Raw genomic sequence first — 20,186 nt, 5'->3', positions numbered from 1 at the left:
TCTTGAGAATTGTGGAAATCCTGTGGGAGCGGGCGTGCCCGCGAAGAGGGCGGCACAGGCAGAATCAGGCTGTAGCCATTGCCGAACCGGGCAAGCCAAAGATCCGGTCAAACGCCCAGTTGTAGGCAAAGGTGTAGCACGGCACCAGCACGATGAACGCCATGTCCACCAGCAACGCCTCCAGCAATGTCATGTCCAGCCACCAGGCAATCAGCGGGATCAGGTACACCACCAGGGTCAGCTGGAAGCCGATGGCATGCGCCACCCGCCGTGCGACACTGCGCCCGCGCTTGGCCTGGCGGCTTTCCCACCACTCGAACAGGGTGTTGTAAATCAGGTTCCAGAGCATGGCGATGGTAGTGATCATCACCGCCAGAGGCCCGGTATGCGATGCCTGGGTGTCCGACAGGTAGGCCAGCCCGAGGGTCGACATGCACAGCCCGATCAGTTCATAGAAAGTCACGTAGACGAGTTTGCGTTTGAGTCCCTGCACCCGGGATTACCTCCAATGATAAAGCGATGGGGTGCGATCATGCTTCATCGTGCTTGACAGCAAAAGTCGGCAGCTGTCAGATTTTCTGACAGGAGGCTGCCATGAACTTTTCCAGCGACAATATCCAGCTGTTTCTCGCCGTGCTCGACCGCGGTTCGTTTTCCGCCGCCGCGCGCGCCCTGCAGCGGGTGCCTTCGGCCGTCAGCATGGCCATCGGCAACCTCGAGGCCGAACTGGGCTACACCCTGTTCGAGCGCGGCCCCCGGGAAGTCCGCCCCACCGCCGAGGCCAAGGCGCTGGAACCTCATGCCCGGTTGATCGCCGAACAACTGGGGCTGCTGCAGGTGCATGCCCTGGAACTGTCCCAGGGGCTGGAGAGCAGCCTGACCCTGGCCGTGGTGCCGGACATCGACCACCGCCCGCTGCTGGCGGCCATCGCTCACCTGGGTGAGCGGCACCCGCTGCTGGACATAGCCCTGCTCAGCGCCCCGCAGGAAGAGGCAGTACACCTGCTGGACAGTGGCCGCGCCGACCTCTGCGTGGCTTTTGCCGGGCTGCAGGTCGATGCCCGTCGCGGCTTCCAGCACATCGGCATGGAGTCGCTGGTGGCCACGCTGTCCCCCGCTCACCCGGCCTTGCGCGAGGGGCGTATCCACTACCTCGAAGACCTGACCCGGGTGCGCCAGATCCTGGTGCGTAGCCATGACCTTCCGGTGACAGACCCACGCCCGTCGATAGGCGCCACGCACTGGTCAACCGACAGCTTCGACCTCGCCCTGCAGATGGTCGAGGCCGGCCTGGGCTGGGGCGACTTGCCGCTGTCAAGGGTCGCGCCACTGCTGGCCAGCGGGCGTCTGGTGCGCCTGGATTTTCGCAACACCCGCAATGAATTGCAGTTGCCGGTACACATCCTCTGGCGCAAGCAACAACCGCTGCTGCAGGCCGCACGCCTGCTGATCGAGCAGTTGTGTAAGCAGTGAAGACCGTCCGTCGAATCGACCGTAAGAAATTTCTGCAAGCGCTTCAATCTTTTACCTCTTGAGCCGATATCCCGGTCGATAGGTTCCGCAATGCGTCATGAGCGCGCTGCGCCCTCCCCTCATTGGCCCAAGGTCTCGAAACATGAACCTGAAATTTCGCCACAAGATCCTGCTCAGCGCCTGCGGTGTCGTGGTCCTGGCATTTGCCCTGTTCACGCTCTACAACGACTACCTGCAACGCAATACCATCCGCGAGAACATCGAAGCTTCGGTGCAGCAGTCGGGCGCACTGACCGCCAGTAGTGTGCAGAACTGGATGAGCGGGCGCATCCTGGTGCTGGAAAACCTGGCCCAGGACATCGCCCAGCAAGGCGCTGGCGATACCCTGGAAGGACTGATCGAGCAGCCATCCTATACGCGTAATTTCCTGTTCACTTACCTGGGCCAGGCCACCGGTGCGTTCACCCAACGCCCCAATGCGCAGATGCCCGCCGGTTACGACCCACGTCAGCGCCCGTGGTACGGCGCCGCGGCCAGCGCCGGGCAGACCGTGCTGACTGCCCCGTACCAGGGGGCTGTCGGCGGCCTGATGGTAACCATCGCCACGCCAGTGAAAAGCAAGAACAATGGCGAGCTGATCGGCGTGGTCGGCGGTGACGTCACCCTCGACACCCTGGTCGAGATCATCAACTCAGTCGATTTCGGCGGCATCGGCCACGCCTTCCTGGCCGACAGCAACGGCCAGGTGATCGTCAGCCCCGACAAAGACCAGGTGATGAAGAACCTCAAGGACATCTACCCCGGCAGCAACCTGCGAGTCGCCGCCGGCATGCAGGATGTCACCCTCAATGGCCAGGACCGCATCATTTCCTTCGCCCCGGTGGCCGGCCTGCCTTCGGCACAGTGGTACATCGGCCTGTCGATCGACAAGGACAAGGCCTACGCTGCGCTCAGCCAGTTCCGCACCTCGGCGATCATCGCGATGCTGATTGCGGTGGCTGCCATCGCCGGCCTGCTCGGCCTGCTGATCCCGATACTGATGAACCCGCTGACCACCATGGGCCGCGCCATGCGCGACATCGCCGAGGGCGAAGGTGACCTTACCCGCCGCCTGACCGTGCAGAACAAGGACGAGTTCGGCGAACTGGCCACTTCGTTCAACCGCTTCGTCGAGCGCATTCATGCCTCGATCAGCGAAGTGTCCTCGGCAACCCGCCTGGTGCACGACCTGTCGGAGAAGGTGGTCAATGCCTCCAATGCGTCGATCATCGGTTCCGAAGAGCAAAGCATGCGCACCAACAGCGTGGCCGCAGCGATCAACGAGCTGGGTGCTGCCACCCAGGAAATCGCCCGCAACGCCGCCGATGCCTCGCAGCATGCCAGCGGTGCCAGCGAGCAGGCCCACGGTGGCCGTGAAGTGGTCGAAGAAGCGATCAGCGCCATGACCGCCCTGTCGCAGCGCATCAGCGAGTCCTGCGCGCAAATCGAAACGCTCAACGCCAGCACCGACGAAATCGGCAAGATTCTCGACGTGATCAAGGGCATCTCGCAGCAGACCAACCTGCTGGCGCTGAACGCCGCCATCGAAGCGGCGCGTGCCGGTGAGGCCGGCCGTGGCTTTGCCGTGGTGGCCGACGAGGTACGCAACCTGGCGCACCGCACCCAGGAATCGGCGGAAGAAATCCACCGCATGATCACCAGCCTGCAGGTAGGCTCGCGCGAAGCGGTGCACACCATGAACACCAGCCAGGTTTCCAGCGAGCAGACCGTGCAGGTGGCCAACCAGGCCGGCGAGCGCCTGGCCAGCGTGACCCAGCGTATTGGCGAGATCGATGGCATGAACCAGTCGGTGGCTACCGCTACCGAAGAACAGACCGCCGTGGTCGAGAGCCTCAACCTGGACATCACCCAGATCAACGCCCTGAACCAGCAAGGGGTGGAGAACCTCAACGAGACCCTGCGCCATTGTGACCAACTGGCCCAGCAAGCCGGGCGCCTGAAGCAGCTGGTAGGCAGCTTCAGGATCTAAACCGGAACGCACACCCTCTGTAGGAGCGGCCTTGTGTCGCGAAAGGGTCGCGCAGCGGCCCCGGATTTTCAGCTACACCGCAGAAATCGCCGGGGTCGCTCTGCGACCCTTTCGCGACACAAGGCCGCTCCTACAAGGGATACGCGCCAGCAGCAGATCAAGCAGCATTGACTACCGCTTTAACCACTCTGCTCCGCCGGACCCAGGCCAGCAGCACCGCCGCCATCAGCACGAAGCCCAGGTAGCCGAACAGCGGGTACACCTTACCCACCAGGCTGATGAACCCCACCAGGCTGCATCCGAACGCCGCCACGCCGGTCACCACCGAGCCCCAGCGAAACCTCCCCGTACCCGCCGGCATCAGCCGCGAGAGAAACGAGAACAACGTACCCACCGCAGTGTTGACGATCATGCCGAAGATAATCAGGCACATCACCAGCCCCAGCAGTGGCGATACTTCGTTGGCGATCGACAGCATCGGCATCGGCAGGTCAGCCACGCTGTCCAGGCGCGACAACAGCCCGGCACTCATCACCAGCATCAGCCCACCCAATGCGGCGCCACCAAGCAGCCCACCCCATACAGCGGTTCTCTCGCCCTTGGCCGACCCACCCAGGATGGCCAGGATCGGCGCGCCGGCAACGATGTTGTACGACACGTACAGGAACGCCCCCAGCAGCCAGTGACGGGCGCCCGCCTGTTGCTGGCTGGCCAGCTGGTCGAGCTGGGCGAAGCTCTGTTCCCGGCTGAACACGGCGTACAACGCAATCGCCGAGGCCACCAGGATCAGCAACGGCGTGATGGCGCCAATGGCGAGGATCACCTTGCGCACGTCCAGGCACACGATGCCCACCACGACCAGCGTCACCAACACGCTGCCGGCCAACGCCGGGATTCCGAACTGCTGCTCCAGCAAGGCACCACCACCGGCCAGCATGACCACGGTGACGGCAAACATGAAAAAGGTGATCAGCCAGTCGACGAACAGGCCCAGGTGACGGCCGCAGATGGCCTGGATCACATCCTTATGCGAAGTGGCCTGCTGGCGATTGCCAAGCCCCGCCAGGGCCATGCCGAGGAAGGTGAACAAGGCTGCGCTGACCAGCGCACCGGCCAGCCCCCACACACCGAAATCGACAAAGAACAACAACAGTTCCCGCCCCGAAGCGAACCCCGCCCCCACGATCACGCCGACAAACGCGCCGGCAATCTTCAGCTGCTCTTGCATGTGAACCTCTGGATTTATTGTTGTTGTCTCACTGCCACCACATACCCCGTGTAGGAGCGCTCAGGCGTCGCCGACAAACGCCTGCACTTCGATCTCCACATCCACCCCCAGCGCCAATGCCGAAGCCACGGTCGAGCGCACCGGTAGCGCTGCGCCGAAGAATTCCTTGTACACCTCGTTGAAGCCGGCGAAGTGGCTCATGTCCGACAGCCACACGGTGGCCTTGACCACCTGGTCGAAACGCGCGCCGCAGGCCGCCAGGCTTTCGGCGATACGCTCGCAGGCGGCGCGGGTCTGGGTCTGGATGTCACCGCGCACCACTTCGCCGCCAGCACTCATCGGCACCTGGCCGGAAAGGAACAGGAAGCCGCCGGCTTTCACCGCACGGGAGAACGGGAACGGCAGGCTGCTGGGAAAACGCTGGATATCATTGCTCATGGGATGCTCCTTTCAGGGTTGCTGGAAACGGGCCGGGGACAGGCGCTCGGGCACCACCCCCTGGCTGACAAGGCCGGGACACAGGGGCAGGCCCAGCAGCAGGTCGGCAGCCAGGCGCGAGGCGCCCGCAGCCGACTGGATGCCATAGCCACCTTGTGCCGCCAGCCAGAAGAACGCTGGCGCGTGCACATCGAAACCGATCACCAGGTCGCCGTCGGCGACGAACGAGCGCAGCCCGGCCCAGGTGTGGCTCGGCCGGCGGATCGACAGGGTGGTCATGGCTTCGATGTTGTAGATGCCCAAAGCCACGTCGAGCTCCTCGGGCGCGGCGTCCTGGGGTTCGACCGGGTCGGCATTGGCCGGCGACCCCAACAGCTGGCCGGCGTCGGGCTTGAAGTAGAAGCTTTCGTCTACGCCGATCACCGCCGGCCAGCGGGCGAAATCCTGGTCTGCCGGGCCTGGGAAAGTGAAGGCACTGCGCCGGCAGGGTTGCAGGCCGATGCGCGCCACCCCGCACTGCTCGGCCACTCGGTCGGCCCAGGCGCCAGCGGCATTTACCAGCTGGCGCGTCTGTACCCGGCTGCCATCGCCCAGCTGCACCTGCCACAGGTCATCCAGGTACCAGGCCTGGATCAGCTCGGCGTTACAGCGCAGTTCACCGCCAGCGGCGCGATAGCCGCGCAAGAAGCCCTGGTGCAGGGCATGTACGTCCAGGTCCATTGCGCCCGCTTCAAGCACCGCGCCGGCCAGGTTCTCGGCACGCAGGCTCGGTACCAGGGCCAGGGCTGCGTCGCGGTCGAGCAGGCTGACTTCGGTGCCGTTGGCCAGGTTCTGTGCGTGGGTCTGCTCGAGCAGCGTGCGCTGTTCCAGGCTGGCGACGTACAGGCAGCCGCGCGGTTCCAGCAGCGGGTGCTCGCAGAACCCTTGCGGTGGTGCTTCGTAGAAGGCCCGGCTGGCACGGGTCAGCGCCTGTATCTGCGGAGTGCCGTAGGCCTCCATGAACATGGCTGCCGAACGCCCGGTGGAATGGTAGCCAGGCTGCGCCTCGCGCTCGAGCAGCAGCACCTTCTGCCGGCCGGCCAGGCGATAACCGAGGGATGCACCAGCGATGCCCGCGCCGATGATGAGGGTGTCGTAGATCGGGATCATGCAGGCTCCTGCCAAGGAATTTTCATATATGAGAATTCTAATATATGAGAATTTACGAATACGCAAGGGTCCAAGGTAAGATGCCCGACCAACGCCGCATGCCGAGACCCCCGAATGCCCGCTGCCCTACCCTTGCTGGACCGTGCCGTAGTCGGCCAGCGCCTGCGCCAGGTGCGCAAGGCGCGTCAGATGACACTCAAGCAATTGTCCGAAGCCAGTGGCGTCCCGCTGTCCACCTTGTCAAAGATGGAGCTGGCGCAGGTCTCGGTCAGCTACGAAAAACTTGCCGCCGCCGCCCGGGCGCTGAACGTCGACATTGCCCAGCTGTTGCGCGCCAGCGGCACGGTAACCGCACCAGTGCCGGTGACGGTGGTGGTCGATTCACTGCCAGCGGCGGCTGGCTACTCGACCGGCACCTATGACTATCACCCGATTGCCGGCGACTTCCCTGAGCGGCGCATGACACCCGCCTATGCCCGCATCATTGCCCGTGAACGTGGCCAGTTCGACGATTTTATCCGCCACCCGGGCCAAGAGTTCGCGCTGGTACTGAGCGGGCGCGTTCGTATCGAGTTCGAAACCGGCGAAGCGGTGAGCATCGGGCCGCAGGAGACGGCGTATTTCGACAGCCAGGTGGGGCATATCTACCTGTCGGAAAGTGACGATGGCGCAGATGCGCATGTGATGGTGGTGATGACCGATCGCTGACCCGGTGCTGCCTGCCAGGGCCCTATCGCCGGCAAGCCGGCTCCCACACCGACCGCATCAACTTCAGGGCCTGTGCAGTACCTGTGGGAGCCGGCTTGCCGGCGATAGGGCCCTGGCAGGCAGCGCCCGGTTATAACCTAATAACGAACAAGTCTATTTGGCTATAAAAAAATCTATATGCTGGCTGCATCCGATAACGGGCAAAGTTGGGCAGTCGAGTAGCGTATGGATGTAGGTTCTTTCGGTTTCACCATTGCGGGCCTGGTCGTGGGTTTCATCGTCGGAATGACCGGCGTCGGTGGCGGCTCGCTGATGACCCCGATCCTGTTGTGGTTTGGCATCAGCCCGGCAACAGCCGTCGGCACCGACCTGCTCTACGCCGCCATCACCAAGGCCAGTGGCGTCTGGGTGCATGCGCGCAACAAGAACGTCGACTGGAAGATCACCGGCCTGCTCAGCCTGGGTAGCGTGCCCGCCGCGGCGCTGACCCTGTGGTTCCTCAGCACCCTGCACACCGACACATCGGCGCTCAACGCCGTCATCAAGCAAGGCCTGGCGGTGGTGCTGATCCTGACCGCGCTGGCCATCCTGTTCAAATCGCGTCTGCAGGCCTTCGCCAGCCGCCATGCCGGTGACCACTATCACCTCAGCGACCGCAGCCTGAACACCCTTACCGTGCTCACCGGCGTGGTGCTGGGGGTGATGGTCACCCTTACTTCCATCGGCGCTGGCGCACTGGGTACCGTGGCGCTGTTCCTGCTGTACCCGTTCCTGGTCACCCGCCGCCTGGTCGGTACCGAAATCGCCCACGCCGTGCCGCTGACCCTGGTGGCAGGGCTGGGCCATGCGGGGATGGGCAACATGGACTGGTCGCTGCTGGGTTACTTGCTGCTGGGCTCGCTGCCAGGCATCTACCTGGGCAGCCACCTCACCGGGCGGATTTCCGACCGCGTGCTGCGCCCGTGCCTGGCGGCGATGCTGTTGCTGATCGGCTACAAGCTGGCGTTCTGACCTTCAGCCCAGGCGCAGGCGCCACTGCCCGGTAAAGCTCAGCTCCAGGCGCGACAGGGGCAACACGTCGACCCGCTGGCTGGCGCTCATCGGGCAGCCAAGTACTTGTACAAGCACGGCGCGCATCACCATCGGGTGGGTAACTGCCAGCCATTCACCAGGCCTGTCGAAGGCCGCCAGCCAGGCGGCGATGCGCTGGCAAAGCACGGCGAACGACTCGCCGCCGTGAACATCACTGGCCGGGTCCTGAAGCCATTCGGTCAACGCCTGCGATTGCTCGGCCTGCAGTTGCTTCAGTGTCAGCCCTTGCCAACGCCCCAGGTCGCAATCGGCCAATGCCGGCTCGACCTGCACCGGCCCAGAAAACCACGCCGCTGTCTCGCAGGCTCGCCGCTCTGGTGCAGTCAGCACCGGCACACCGGAAAGGTCGGCGAAAGGCTGCTGGCCCAACGGCAGGATGCCGTCGTCGGCACGGTGCAGGCGCCCGGTCTTCTGGGCCTGGGTAAGGGCGTGGCAGATCAGGGTCAGGCGGACGGCTTTCACCGGGTTTCTCTCGCAGCGGGTCGGGGCGCAAGGTTTAACATGCCTTGGCACTTTTTACCGCAACAACATGGCACCGGCTGCGCCGACGATAGGGCCTGGTCAGATCATCAGCAGCATCAGTCCCCAAACCGGCACCGCTGCCACCAACCCCACCGCCAGCCGCGGCCAGTATGGCAGCAGCAATACCAGCACCATCCCCGCCAGCGACATCACGGCAAACCAGGCCACCGGCCCCATGGCCCAGCCCCAGGCCTGGGCACACAGCACCAGACTGGCCAGCAACGCCAGCCAGCCGGCCGTGCGCAAGCCGACACGCAGCACCCGCGGGCAGGTGCGGTTCCATACCTGCTTGTAATGCCGCTCCAGCCCCTGGCACAGCCCCAGCATGCCAGCGTAGGCGAACAACACGCTGCCCATGACCCACATCATCATGCCCCGGCCTCCATCCGCCGCCCTGCCCTGGCCTTCTGCGGCACCCACTGCGCCTGCCATACGCGCCAGGCCAGCAGCCCGAGCAATACACCCAACACCAAGGCACAGGCCACCACCCCCAGGCGCATGGCGTCGCCCAAGCCACCCAACGCACCCAGGCCAATGCACAGCAACGCGGTCAGCAGCAGTTGCTCGACCCAGGCCCGGCGTACTGGCCTGATACCGGCATGCAAAAACGCCAGCAGCCATACACCAAAGAACGCACGAACCTCCCAGCTCTCCCGCTGCGCCAGTTCCACCGGCAGCACACGGCTGGCCCACAGCAACGCCACGCACGCCAACAACAGGCCACTGACGAAGCCCACGTTGCATACCTCCGCCAACCGGTACCAACGCCGCACCGAAGCCTCGGCGCTGGCGTACTTGCGTCCACGCTTCACGCAGAACAGCACCAGCCCGCTGGCGATCATCAGGCAACTGACCAGCCCGCAGACAAAATACAGCCAGCGCATCGGGTAGCCGCCAAACTGGGCGAAATGCAGGCCGGCCATGACCCGCTGGGTCAATGGTGCCGCACGCCATTCGGCGACGTCGCCGAGCAACTGCCCGCTGACACCATCGAAGACCATGGCCTGGCCCTTGGCCAAGGCAATGCGGTTGCCCAGTCCGGGGCGTATTTCGATACGCGCCGCCGCCGTGTTGGGGTTGCGGACATTCAGGCCACCAATCGGCCCCAGGCGCGCCTCGGCCTGGGCCAGCAATGGCGCGACATCGACCAGCGCGGCCGGTTGCCTGGCCAGGCCACGAGGCTGCTCCAGGCGGGCATTGCCCTGGGCCTGAAAGTAGGCACGATTGTCGCCGGCGAACAGCGCATCGACCCCGGCCGGGATGTAGATGAGCATGAAGATCACCAGGCCGGTGTAGGTGATCATCAGGTGGAACGGCAGCAACAGCACCGCGCTGGCGTTGTGGAAATCCAGCCACGAGCGCTGGCCCTTGTTCGGCCGGAAGGTAAAGAACTCCTTGAAGATCTTCTTGTGGATGACGATACCGGTGACCAGCGCCGCGAGCATCACCAACGCCAGCGCGCCGACCACGAAGATGCCCCAGTTGCGTGGCAGGTCGAGGGTGAAATGGAAGCGGAAAAAGAAGTTGCCACCAACACTGTCCCGCACCTCGATGGCCTCGCCAGTGCGCGGGTCGAGCTGCACGGTGGGGCCATGGCGACGCTCGCCGGTGGACACGCGCAACCCGGGCGAGCGCTCGCTCGGCAGGCTGATGCCCCAGTTGCCAGCCTGCGGCTCGTGGGCCTGCAGGTAGGCAATGGCGCGCCGCGCGGCGTCGGCCTGGGGTACCTCGGTGGCCGGGATTTCCGGTTGCATCCAGTGGTCGAGTTCCTTGTCGAATACCGCCAGGGTGCCGGTGACGAAGATGGCGAACAGCAGCCAGCCGAATATCAGCCCGGCCCAGGTGTGCAGCCAGGCCATCGATTGGGTGAAGGTGGTCTTCATGCCAGCCACTCCAATGCCTGCGGCCAGAAGCCGATCAGGGCAAGCGGTACGGCCACAGCCAGCGGGGCCCAGGCACGCAGGGCATCGCTGCAGGCGAAGGCCCAGAGGATGGCGGCGGTGTAGAAGATGAAGGCCGGCAGGGTCGCGACGATGACCGCATCGGCGGCAGCCAGCGGCAGGATACGGGCCAGGCAGGCGCTGGCGGCGTAGCTGAGGGCATAGCCGCCGAGCAGTGCGGCACAGCTGCGGGCGAGGATCTGCAGCCAGGCGGGGGCTTTGATCATCGGGGGTTCCTTGGCGTTGATCGGTGGCATCCGGGGCTGCTTTGCAGCCCATTCGCCGGCAAGCCAGCTCCCACAGGGATTGCACAGGGTTCGAATACTGTGTGGTACCTGTGGGAGCAAATGTCTTGCTCAAATTCCAAACGTTGGCGCGATCCCTGTGGGAGCGGCCTTGTGTCGCGAAAGGGCTGCAAAGCAGCCCCAGCAATTTCAACTGTTGCGCGTCAATCCTGGGGCCGCGTTGCGGCCCTTTCGCGACACAAGGCCGCTCCCACAGGTACAGCGACAACCTCGAGAGCAACGCTGTACCTGTGGGAGCTGGCTTGCCGGCGAATGGGCCGCGCAGCGGCCCCTTGGATCAGAAGTTGATATTCAGCGCAGCGAACACCGCCCTGCCTGGCTGGTTATAGGTATTGGCGCCCGAAGTACTGGCGTTGCCACCACGCAGGATCTGCTTGTCGAACACGTTGTTCACCCCCACCCGCACGTCGTAGTTTGCGTTGAACTTGTACCCGGCGCTCACGTCCACCAGGCCGTAGGCTTCCACATCCTGTTGCGCGGCCTTGTCGTAGCTTTGCTGGGTGCGGTCGTTGAAGGTCGGCGACTTCTGCTTGCCGAAGTAGGTACCCGCCACCTGGAACGACAGCTTCTCGGTGGCGCGCCAGTCGAGGGTGGTGTTGACGGTGTATTCCGGGATCACCGACAGCGGCTCGCCGGTCTCGCGGTTGTCGTTGTCGAGCATCCAGGTCAGGTTGGTGTTCCAGTCCAGGGCCGGGGTCAGTTCGATGAACAGGTTGCCTTCGATACCCTCCACCCGCGCCTTGCCGGCGTTGTCCCACTGGGTCACGCGGCTGCCGGTGCCGATGGTGTACAACACATCGGTATCGCCGACGATCTTGTTCTTGTAGTCGTTGCGAAAGTATGTGGCACTGGTGCGCCAGGTACCCCGGTCGTACATCAGGCCGATTTCCTTGTTGACGCTGATCTCTGGCTTGAGGTCAGCGTTGCCCTGCAGGTAGCAACCACCATTGTTGGTCTGCTGCACGCTGCAACCATTGCCGCGGCTGTACAGCAAGTAATTGGGGTTGGACTGGTACAGGTTCGGGGTCTTGTAGGCGCGCGCGATACCGCCTTTGACCGACAGTGCTTCGGTCAGCTTGTGCGACAGGTTCAGGCTGGGGCTGAAGTTGTCGCCGAAGGTTTCGTGGTGGTCGAAACGCAGGCCCGGGGTAATGGTGGTATCGCCGACAATGATGTTGTCCTCGACGAACAGCGCATAGCTGCGGGCGGTCGTCTTCGAACTGCTGCGGTCGAAACCGACGAGCCCGTCATTACCCGTGGGGTCCGAGCTTTGTGGGCGCAGCGAGCCCTGATCATTGAGCGTTTCGTACAGGTACTCGCCGCCCAGGGTCAGCACATGCTCGGTGCTGCCCATGGCGAATGGCAGGTTCACTTCGCTGCTCAGGCGCGTGTTGCGCAGGCGCGACATGGCGGCGCCTTCAGCATTGGGAGCACCTTCGGTACGGCCTGCCAGGCCCTCGTTGAGACGCCAGTTGCGCACGTACTCGTAGGCCAGCACGGTCTTGCTGGTACCCCAGCTGAAATCGCCCAGGTGGGTCAGGTCGTAGGTACTGCGCTGCATCACATTGGTTTCATGGCCATACAGGCTGGACACGAACTCGACGTCACCACCGCCGTTGCTGTTCATGGTGTCACCGGCAAAGATATTGCCCTGGCGGCTATAGCCGGCACTGGCCTCGAGGCGGTGCTCGTCGTTCAGCTTCCAGCTCAGCAGGCCATTGATGTCCTTGTTGCGCACGCCTTCGCGGCCCGCCACCAGCGCACTGGTTGCATGCCCGGCGTTGATGTCCAGGTCGTCGGCATCGGTCTTGGCCAGACCGCCGTACAGGCGGAAGCCGAGGTTGTCGGTCAGGCCGCCGCCCAGGTTGAAGTTGGCCCGGCGGCTGGTGCCCTCGGCGCTGTCTTCCGGCAGTTGGGTGTACAGGCTGACGCTGCCCTTGGGTTCGTCGGTGGGCCGTTTGGTGATGATATTGACCACCCCGCCCATGGCGCCGGAACCATAACGTGCGGCCGCCGGGCCACGCAGGATCTCGATACGCTCGACCGCTTCTGCCGGAACCCAGTTGGTTTCACCGCGGGTATCACGGTCGCCGTTCCAGCCGTAGCGCACGGTATTGCGTGCGCTGGATGGCTTGCCGTCGATGAGGATCAGGGTGTTTTCCGGGCCCATGCCGCGCAGGTCGATCTGCCGGTTGTTGCCACGCGCGCCGCTGGCGCTGTTGCCGGTCAGGTTGACCCCGGGCTCGCGGCGGATGATGTCGGACAGGTCATTGGCCGGCGGGTGGCGCTTGATGTCTTCGGCGGTGATGATCGACGTACCCAAGGCCTGGCGTGCCTCGCGCTCGGCGGTGACCAGGGTGTCCTGGATCACCAGCGCGTTGTCGGCGAGCGGCATCTCCAGCACCTCACCCGTACGCTGTTCTTCGGCCTGGGCCACGGTGGCCACCATGGCCGGTGACGCCAGCGCGACAAACGCCAGGGCCAGGCTGTTGGGTGAAGTCTTGCACTGCATGGGTACATCTCCTGCGATTCATGAGCGAAACGGCACATCCCTGTCGGAGACCGGGAGCCCTCGCCCACCGGCCTCGCAAACACAGTTTGGTGGCCAACAGGGATGGTAAATATAGAGATTCGCAATTGTGTTTAAATCTTATTTACGAAGTTTACATGTTTGTACCGGAACTTTGCTGACACGACAGCGTTGCCGGCGCAGCCCGACAATTCGCGCTGTTGCTTGCATATACCTGTCCGATTTGCATCTTGCGTGACGGCTCCTACAGTTTCGAACGTAGCACCCTCTGCCGAGCCTCTTGATGCGCAGCCACGAAGAAAGCCACGCCATGAACGCAACCAGGTCCCTGTCGAAGATCCCTCGCAGCGTCTGGGCGCTGGGCTTCGTATCGATGTTCATGGACATTTCCTCGGAAATGATTCACGCCCTGCTGCCGCTGTACATGGTCACCGTGCTTGGCACCTCGGTAGTGGCGGTGGGCTTTATCGAAGGTATTGCCGAAGCGACCGCTTCGATCACCAAGGTGTTTTCCGGCGCCCTCAGCGACCGACTGGGCAAGCGCAAGCTGCTTACGGTGCTGGGCTATGGCCTGGGTGCGTTGACCAAGCCGGTGTTCCCCATGGCCTCCGGGCTGGGGTGGTTGACCGCAGCACGCTTCGTCGACCGGGTCGGCAAAGGCATTCGTGGGGCGCCGCGCGATGCACTGGTGGCCGATGTCACGCCCGCCGAACTACGTGGTGCAGCCTTCGGCCTGCGCCAGGCGCTGGATACCGTGGGCGCCTTCCTTGGGCCGTTGCTGGCGATCGTGCTGATGTGGCTGACCGCGAGCCATTTCCAGACGGTGTTCTGGGTGGCGGTGCTTCCGGCGTTCGTGGCGGTGTACATCCTCATCGCCTTCGTGCGCGAACCTGGAACGCCGGCCACCACCCGGCCGGTGCGCTCACCGCTGGCCCTGCACGAATTGGCACGCCTGGGCCCGTCCTACTGGCGGCTAATCGGCCTGGCCACGCTGTTCACCCTCGCCCGCTTCAGCGAGGCGTTTCTGCTGCTGCGCGCCCAGGACATGGGCCTGGCGCCGCTGTGGGCGCCGGCAGTGCTGGTGCTCATGGCCCTGGCCTACTCGCTGTCGGCCTACCCCGCGGGGGTGCTGTCGGACCGCGTAGGCCGCCGCGGCGTGCTGATGACCGGGCTGGGGCAGCTGGTCGTCGCCGACCTGCTGCTGGCCCTGCTGCCGGGCTGGACCGGGCTGGCCATGGGGGTGGCTGCCTGGGGCCTGCACCTGGGCTTCAGCCAAGGCATCTTTGCCGCCATGATCGCCGACAGCGCCCCTGCGGAGCTGCGCGGTACAGCCTTCGGCCTGTTCAACCTGCTGACCGGCATGGCGCTGCTGGTGGCGAGCGTGGTGGCCGGGCTGTTGTGGGACGGGGTCGGCTTCAAGGCGACATTCCTGCTTGGCGCAGCGTGTGCCGGCGGCACCCTGATCGGGGTCGTATTGCTCAGGTCGGGCCCGATCACCGGCAATCCGAACTAGGCCAGCGCTGGCTGCTGCTCCAATAGCGACCAGCCGCCATGTCCATCCACCTCCAGCCGGTGGGTATGGAAACCTGCCAGTGTACTGCGGTGCCCGACACTGACCAGCAACGCGCCCGGCATTTCCGTACGCAACAGCGAATACAGGGCATGCTCGAGCCCTTCGTCCATGGCCGAAGTGGACTCATCAAGGAACACCACCTGTGGCCGGTTGAACAGCACCCGGGCAAATGCGAGGCGCTGCTGCTCACCGACCGAGAGAATGTGTGACCAGTCACAGCTGACTTCCAGTCGCTCGGCCAAGTGGGCCAGGTTGACCTGGCGCAAGGCCTGCTGCATCCGCGTTTCATCCTCAGGTTTGCTGGCCACCGGGTAGGCGATGACGGTGCGCAGATCGCCCAGCGGCAGGTACGGCCGCTGCGACAGGAACAGCGCCTGGTGGCCCAGCGGGCGCCTGACCTCACCCTCGGCGTACGGCCAGAGTCCCGCCAGCGCACGCAGCAGCGTGGTTTTGCCGCTGCCCGACGGCCCCTTGATCAACAGCGCCTGACCGGCATGCAGGTCAAGGTCCAGGTCGGTGATAAGGGCATGCCCGTCCGGGCGCAGCACCTGCAGGCGGCTGATCGCCAAGGCATGCTCCTGGTCCTCGGTGATGACGCGCGGCAAAGCGCTCGCCTGCTCGTTGGCATCAAGGAAGCCGGTCAGACGGTCGAGGGTGGCCCGGTACTGGGCAAACGCATCATACGACTCGCGGAAGAACGACAACGAATCCTGCACCTGGCCAAAGGCCTGGGAGGTCTGCATGACGTCGCCGAGCTTGATCGCCCCGCTGAAGAAGCGCGGTGCCTGCAGAATGAAGGGGAACACCACTGCGACCTGGCTCACGCCCAGGTTGAAACCGCTGAATTTCAGGTTCCGGAACACCAGCGCCCAGGCATTCACGATCAAGGCACCAAAGCGACCCAGCAACGTGCCCCGCTCGACCTGCGCGCCCTGGTAGAAAGCGATGTTCTCGGCATTTTCGCGCAGACGCATCAGCGCGTAACGGAAGTTGGCGGTGAGCTTTTCGTTGAGGAAGTTCAGGCGGATCAGCGGTCGCCCGAGGCGGAAGGCGATCCAGGTGGCAACGATGACGTAAAGGTACACGGCAAACACCATAGCCCGGGGAATCTCCACGCCGGCAACGGCCAGCGGCGCCGACAGCCCCCAGAGGATGCCGGTGAACGCCACCAGCGAAACCAGCGCACTGACTGCGCCCAGGGCGAGGGTCACCGAGTTGCTGACAAAGGCGTTGACGTCCAGTTCGATACGTTGGTCAGGGTTGTCCACGGGCTCGGGGAGGAACTGGCCACGGTAGTAGGCATCGCCGTGCATCCAGTCATGGGTCAGGCGCTCGGTCAACCATACTCGCCATTGGATGCTGAACGCCTGGCTTACATAGAAGGTGAACAGCGAACGCAGCACATGGATGGTGGCCAATACTGCAAAGACACCGAGCAGGTACCAGAAGGCCGCTTGGTCAAGGCCCTGCAAGGCGCTGTAGAAGCCGTTGTACCAGAACGAAAACAGCACGTTCAGGCGCACCGAGAATAGCGTCAGCACCAGCAGCAGGGCGAACACCAGTAACGGCCGCCAACTGCGCCTGAAACTGAAATAAGGCCCGGCAAGCTGCCAGAACTGGCTACCCCAGCGCGTACAACGTACGGCCAGTGTGGCGGCTGCTGTGAAGCAGACAAGGGTGATGAACGAGGCGATTGCCAGCCAGCTCAGGCTCTCTTGCAGGGCCTGGTGCCAGTTCATTTCCATGATGGGTATCCGTGCTGAGTATTTCCGCGAGCGTAGCATTGACCTGTGATTCGTCAGGCATAAATGACGCACATTTCATGATTGCCTTCGGAGCTACGCGGGCCTCTGTGGGAGCGTTGCACAGGTCTGGGGCTTATTGGCCAGAAAGACAAAACCCCTACCTGCATGCGCAGATAGGGGTTTTGCGAAATGAATCTTGACGATGACCTACTCTCACATGGGGAAACCCCACACTACCATCGGCGATGCATCGTTTCACTGCTGAGTTCGGGATGGGATCAGGTGGTTCCAATGCTCTATGGTCGTCAAGAAATTCTGTTGCCAGAATGTCCAGATGGACAGCCCAGCGAATTCGGATATGCGATATTTGTGATGTTGCGAACTTTCGGTTGTTTCGTCTTCACCACCGCAATCTGCGCTAGCAAATTGCTTGGGTGTTATATGGTCAAGCCTCACGGGCAATTAGTATTGGTTAGCTCAACGCCTCACAGCGCTTACACACCCAACCTATCAACGTCGTAGTCTTCGACGGCCCTTTAGGGGATTCAAGATCCCAGTGAGATCTCATCTTGAGGCAAGTTTCCCGCTTAGATGCTTTCAGCGGTTATCTCTTCCGAACATAGCTACCCGGCAATGCCACTGGCGTGACAACCGGAACACCAGAGGTTCGTCCACTCCGGTCCTCTCGTACTAGGAGCAGCCCCTCTCAAATCTCAAACGTCCACGGCAGATAGGGACCGAACTGTCTCACGACGTTCTAAACCCAGCTCGCGTACCACTTTAAATGGCGAACAGCCATACCCTTGGGACCGGCTTCAGCCCCAGGATGTGATGAGCCGACATCGAGGTGCCAAACACCGCCGTCGATATGAACTCTTGGGCGGTATCAGCCTGTTATCCCCGGAGTACCTTTTATCCGTTGAGCGATGGCCCTTCCATACAGAACCACCGGATCACTAAGACCTACTTTCGTACCTGCTCGACGTGTTTGTCTCGCAGTCAAGCGCGCTTTTGCCTTTATACTCTACGACCGATTTCCGACCGGTCTGAGCGCACCTTCGTACTCCTCCGTTACTCTTTGGGAGGAGACCGCCCCAGTCAAACTACCCACCATACACTGTCCTCGATCCGGATAACGGACCTGAGTTAGAACCTCAAAGTTGCCAGGGTGGTATTTCAAGGATGGCTCCATGAGAACTGGCGTCCCCACTTCAAAGCCTCCCACCTATCCTACACAAGCAAATTCAAAGTCCAGTGCAAAGCTATAGTAAAGGTTCACGGGGTCTTTCCGTCTAGCCGCGGATACACTGCATCTTCACAGCGATTTCAATTTCACTGAGTCTCGGGTGGAGACAGCGCCGCCATCGTTACGCCATTCGTGCAGGTCGGAACTTACCCGACAAGGAATTTCGCTACCTTAGGACCGTTATAGTTACGGCCGCCGTTTACCGGGGCTTCGATCAAGAGCTTCGCTTGCGCTAACCCCATCAATTAACCTTCCGGCACCGGGCAGGCGTCACACCCTATACGTCCACTTTCGTGTTTGCAGAGTGCTGTGTTTTTAATAAACAGTCGCAGCGGCCTGGTATCTTCGACCGGCATGGGCTTACGGAGCAAGTCCTTCACCCTCGCCGGCGCACCTTCTCCCGAAGTTACGGTGCCATTTTGCCTAGTTCCTTCACCCGAGTTCTCTCAAGCGCCTTGGTATTCTCTACCTAACCACCTGTGTCGGTTTGGGGTACGGTTCCCAGTTATCTGAAGCTTAGGAGCTTTTCTTGGAAGCATGGTATCAACCACTTCGTCGCCTAAAGGCAACTCGTCATCAGCTCTCGGCCTTGAAATCCCGGATTTGCCTAAGATTCCAGCCTACCACCTTAAACCTGGACAACCAACGCCAGGCTGGCCTAACCTTCTCCGTCCCTCCATCGCAATAACTGGAAGTACAGGAATATTAACCTGTTTTCCATCGACTACGCTTTTCAGCCTCGCCTTAGGGACCGACTAACCCTGCGTCGATTAACGTTGCGCAGGAAACCTTGGTCTTTCGGCGTGCGAGTTTTTCACTCGCATTGTCGTTACTCATGTCAGCATTCGCACTTCTGATACCTCCAGCAAGCTTCTCAACTCACCTTCACAGGCTTACAGAACGCTCCTCTACCGCGTCATCAAAGATGACACCCGTAGCTTCGGTGCATGGTTTGAGCCCCGTTACATCTTCCGCGCAGGCCGACTCGACTAGTGAGCTATTACGCTTTCTTTAAAGGGTGGCTGCTTCTAAGCCAACCTCCTAGCTGTCTAAGCCTTCCCACATCGTTTCCCACTTAACCATGACTTTGGGACCTTAGCTGACGGTCTGGGTTGTTTCCCTTTTCACGACGGACGTTAGCACCCGCCGTGTGTCTCCCATGCTCGGCACTTCCAGGTATTCGGAGTTTGCATCGGTTTGGTAAGTCGGGATGACCCCCTAGCCGAAACAGTGCTCTACCCCCTGGAGTGATACATGAGGCGCTACCTAAATAGCTTTCGAGGAGAACCAGCTATCTCCGAGCTTGATTAGCCTTTCACTCCGATCCACAGGTCATCCGCTAACTTTTCAACGGTAGTCGGTTCGGTCCTCCAGTCAGTGTTACCTAACCTTCAACCTGCCCATGGATAGATCGCCCGGTTTCGGGTCTATACCCAGCGACTAAACGCCCTATTAAGACTCGCTTTCGCTACGCCTCCCCTATTCGGTTAAGCTCGCCACTGAATATAAGTCGCTGACCCATTATACAAAAGGTACGCAGTCACCTAACAAAGTAGGCTCCCACTGCTTGTACGCATACGGTTTCAGGTTCTATTTCACTCCCCTCTCCGGGGTTCTTTTCGCCTTTCCCTCACGGTACTGGTTCACTATCGGTCAGTCAGTAGTATTTAGCCTTGGAGGATGGTCCCCCCATATTCAGACAAAGTTTCTCGTGCTCCGTCCTACTCGATTTCATTGACAAGAGATTTTCGTGTACGGGGCTATCACCCACTATGGCCGCACTTTCCAGAGCGTTCCACTAATCTCAAATCAACTTAAGGGCTGGTCCCCGTTCGCTCGCCACTACTAAGGGAATCTCGGTTGATTTCTTTTCCTCAGGGTACTTAGATGTTTCAGTTCCCCTGGTTCGCCTCTTGCACCTATGTATTCAGTACAAGATACTCAGCTTGTGCTGAGTGGGTTCCCCCATTCAGAGATCTCTGGATCACAGTCTGTTTGCCGACTCCCCAAAGCTTATCGCAGGCTACCACGTCTTTCATCGCCTCTGACTGCCAAGGCATCCACCGTATGCGCTTCTTCACTTGACCATATAACCCCAAGCAATCTGGTTATACTGTGAAGACGACATTCGCCGAAAATTCGCATGTTGCTCTTTCGAGCAGAACTCACAAATTTTACCTTAGCCTGATTAACCAGCAGTGAAACTGG

General features: G+C 62.0%; 15 protein-coding genes, 2 rRNA genes and 1 pseudogene. 6 read left to right on the top strand and 12 right to left on the bottom strand.

All coding sequences use genetic code 11. From position 1 onward, the window contains the following. Positions 1-64 precede the first annotated feature (64 nt). Complete coding sequence (locus tag ACLCGK_RS33180) at positions 65-493, bottom strand: PACE efflux transporter (protein ID WP_410953467.1); 429 nt, start codon at positions 491-493, stop codon at positions 65-67. Between the two features lie 101 nt (positions 494-594). Between ACLCGK_RS33180 and ACLCGK_RS33175 the strand changes: the two genes are divergently transcribed. From ACLCGK_RS33175 to ACLCGK_RS33165, 3 genes and pseudogenes are all read left to right on the top strand, one after another. After that, a complete protein-coding gene (locus ACLCGK_RS33175; RefSeq protein WP_410953466.1) occupies positions 595-1,473 on the top strand; it encodes a LysR family transcriptional regulator in 879 nt (292 codons plus the stop codon). A 97-nt stretch (positions 1,474-1,570) separates the two neighbouring features. Further along, positions 1,571-2,647: pseudogene (gene mcpA / locus ACLCGK_RS33170) on the top strand (methyl-accepting chemotaxis protein McpA); the annotation flags it as partial. Positions 2,648-2,761: 114 nt separating this feature from the next. Beyond that, positions 2,762-3,502: a methyl-accepting chemotaxis protein gene (locus ACLCGK_RS33165; protein WP_370290711.1), complete on the top strand. Its 741-nt coding sequence runs from the start codon at positions 2,762-2,764 to the stop codon at positions 3,500-3,502. Positions 3,503-3,659: 157 nt separating this feature from the next. Here the strand turns inward: ACLCGK_RS33165 and ACLCGK_RS33160 are convergent, their stop codons facing one another. The 3 genes from ACLCGK_RS33160 to ACLCGK_RS33150 are packed head-to-tail and all read right to left on the bottom strand — an operon-like array spanning position 3,660 to position 6,317. Beyond that, positions 3,660-4,730 carry a hypothetical protein gene (locus ACLCGK_RS33160; protein ID WP_410953465.1) on the bottom strand — a complete coding sequence of 357 codons (1,071 nt, stop codon included), beginning with the start codon at positions 4,728-4,730 and terminating at the stop codon, positions 3,660-3,662. A gap of 60 nt (positions 4,731-4,790) precedes the next feature. Next, entirely contained in the window at positions 4,791-5,168 is a 378-nt protein-coding gene (locus ACLCGK_RS33155; protein WP_196181811.1) for a RidA family protein, read from the bottom strand. A 12-nt stretch (positions 5,169-5,180) separates the two neighbouring features. Further along, positions 5,181-6,317 carry an NAD(P)/FAD-dependent oxidoreductase gene (locus ACLCGK_RS33150; protein ID WP_004375949.1) on the bottom strand — a complete coding sequence of 379 codons (1,137 nt, stop codon included), beginning with the start codon at positions 6,315-6,317 and terminating at the stop codon, positions 5,181-5,183. Between the two features lie 114 nt (positions 6,318-6,431). Here ACLCGK_RS33150 and ACLCGK_RS33145 point away from each other — a divergent pair, with 114 nt between their 5' ends. Together ACLCGK_RS33145 and ACLCGK_RS33140 are read left to right on the top strand one after the other, a co-directional pair. After that, positions 6,432-7,025, top strand: a complete 594-nt coding sequence (locus ACLCGK_RS33145; RefSeq protein ID WP_015269673.1) for a helix-turn-helix domain-containing protein — start codon at positions 6,432-6,434, stop codon at positions 7,023-7,025. Positions 7,026-7,250: 225 nt separating this feature from the next. Beyond that, complete coding sequence (locus ACLCGK_RS33140) at positions 7,251-8,036, top strand: sulfite exporter TauE/SafE family protein (protein ID WP_013971855.1); 786 nt, start codon at positions 7,251-7,253, stop codon at positions 8,034-8,036. Positions 8,037-8,039: 3 nt separating this feature from the next. On the opposite strand, the gene ACLCGK_RS33135 is transcribed toward ACLCGK_RS33140, so the two are convergent. From ACLCGK_RS33135 to ACLCGK_RS33115, 5 genes are all read right to left on the bottom strand, one after another. Then, entirely contained in the window at positions 8,040-8,579 is a 540-nt protein-coding gene (locus tag ACLCGK_RS33135; RefSeq protein WP_410953464.1) for a histidine phosphatase family protein, read from the bottom strand. Between the two features lie 99 nt (positions 8,580-8,678). Next, positions 8,679-9,011, bottom strand: coding sequence for a DUF3325 domain-containing protein (locus ACLCGK_RS33130; protein WP_410953463.1), 333 nt, complete (start codon positions 9,009-9,011; stop codon positions 8,679-8,681). Beyond that, positions 9,008-10,522: a PepSY-associated TM helix domain-containing protein gene (locus ACLCGK_RS33125; protein WP_410953462.1), complete on the bottom strand. Its 1,515-nt coding sequence runs from the start codon at positions 10,520-10,522 to the stop codon at positions 9,008-9,010. The genes ACLCGK_RS33130 and ACLCGK_RS33125 overlap by 4 nt, the downstream gene beginning before the upstream one ends. Beyond that, a complete protein-coding gene (locus ACLCGK_RS33120; protein ID WP_410953461.1) occupies positions 10,519-10,806 on the bottom strand; it encodes an iron transporter in 288 nt (95 codons plus the stop codon). The genes ACLCGK_RS33125 and ACLCGK_RS33120 overlap by 4 nt, the downstream gene beginning before the upstream one ends. A 355-nt stretch (positions 10,807-11,161) precedes the next feature. Further along, complete coding sequence (locus ACLCGK_RS33115) at positions 11,162-13,396, bottom strand: TonB-dependent siderophore receptor (RefSeq protein WP_410953460.1); 2,235 nt, start codon at positions 13,394-13,396, stop codon at positions 11,162-11,164. 301 nt (positions 13,397-13,697) lie between these two features. On the opposite strand from ACLCGK_RS33115, the gene ACLCGK_RS33110 reads away from it, so the two are divergent. After that, the gene (locus tag ACLCGK_RS33110; RefSeq protein WP_410953459.1) at positions 13,698-14,927 is read left to right on the top strand and encodes an MFS transporter; all 1,230 of its coding nucleotides are present in this window, start codon (positions 13,698-13,700) and stop codon (positions 14,925-14,927) included. Here the strand turns inward: ACLCGK_RS33110 and ACLCGK_RS33105 are convergent. The 3 genes from ACLCGK_RS33105 to ACLCGK_RS33095 all read right to left on the bottom strand — a co-directional run bounded on the left by ACLCGK_RS33105 (position 14,924) and on the right by ACLCGK_RS33095 (position 20,065). After that, on the bottom strand, positions 14,924-16,732 hold the full coding sequence (locus tag ACLCGK_RS33105; RefSeq protein WP_410953458.1) for an ABC transporter ATP-binding protein/permease: 1,809 nt from the start codon (positions 16,730-16,732) through the stop codon (positions 14,924-14,926). The genes ACLCGK_RS33110 and ACLCGK_RS33105 overlap by 4 nt on opposite strands. 194 nt (positions 16,733-16,926) lie before the next feature. Next, positions 16,927-17,042 (bottom strand): 5S ribosomal RNA (gene rrf / locus ACLCGK_RS33100). 131 nt (positions 17,043-17,173) lie between these two features. Then, a 23S ribosomal RNA gene (locus ACLCGK_RS33095) occupies positions 17,174-20,065 on the bottom strand. Positions 20,066-20,186: the final 121 nt, after the last annotated feature.

The sequence above is a fragment of the Pseudomonas sp. S1(2024) genome, from assembly GCF_046557535.1.
Note: the sequence above shows the minus strand (reverse complement) of the source record. Positions and strands in the feature narration are given on the sequence as shown.

Bases quoted from the DNA above. Each gene is read 5' to 3' on its own strand.
- ACLCGK_RS33115 (WP_410953460.1), bottom strand. From the start codon at position 13,396: ATGCAGTGCAAGACTTCACCCAACAGCCTGGCCCTGGCGTTTGTCGCG.
- ACLCGK_RS33105 (WP_410953458.1), bottom strand. From the start codon at position 16,732: ATGGAAATGAACTGGCACCAGGCCCTGCAAGAGAGCCTGAGCTGGCTG.
- ACLCGK_RS33120 (WP_410953461.1), bottom strand. From the start codon at position 10,806: ATGATCAAAGCCCCCGCCTGGCTGCAGATCCTCGCCCGCAGCTGTGCC.
- ACLCGK_RS33145 (WP_015269673.1), top strand. From the start codon at position 6,432: ATGCCCGCTGCCCTACCCTTGCTGGACCGTGCCGTAGTCGGCCAGCGC.
- ACLCGK_RS33155 (WP_196181811.1), bottom strand. From the start codon at position 5,168: ATGAGCAATGATATCCAGCGTTTTCCCAGCAGCCTGCCGTTCCCGTTC.
- ACLCGK_RS33160 (WP_410953465.1), bottom strand. From the start codon at position 4,730: ATGCAAGAGCAGCTGAAGATTGCCGGCGCGTTTGTCGGCGTGATCGTG.
- ACLCGK_RS33125 (WP_410953462.1), bottom strand. From the start codon at position 10,522: ATGAAGACCACCTTCACCCAATCGATGGCCTGGCTGCACACCTGGGCC.
- ACLCGK_RS33140 (WP_013971855.1), top strand. From the start codon at position 7,251: ATGGATGTAGGTTCTTTCGGTTTCACCATTGCGGGCCTGGTCGTGGGT.
- ACLCGK_RS33110 (WP_410953459.1), top strand. From the start codon at position 13,698: ATGCGCAGCCACGAAGAAAGCCACGCCATGAACGCAACCAGGTCCCTG.
- ACLCGK_RS33165 (WP_370290711.1), top strand. From the start codon at position 2,762: ATGCGCACCAACAGCGTGGCCGCAGCGATCAACGAGCTGGGTGCTGCC.
- ACLCGK_RS33150 (WP_004375949.1), bottom strand. From the start codon at position 6,317: ATGATCCCGATCTACGACACCCTCATCATCGGCGCGGGCATCGCTGGT.
- ACLCGK_RS33130 (WP_410953463.1), bottom strand. From the start codon at position 9,011: ATGATGATGTGGGTCATGGGCAGCGTGTTGTTCGCCTACGCTGGCATG.
- ACLCGK_RS33175 (WP_410953466.1), top strand. From the start codon at position 595: ATGAACTTTTCCAGCGACAATATCCAGCTGTTTCTCGCCGTGCTCGAC.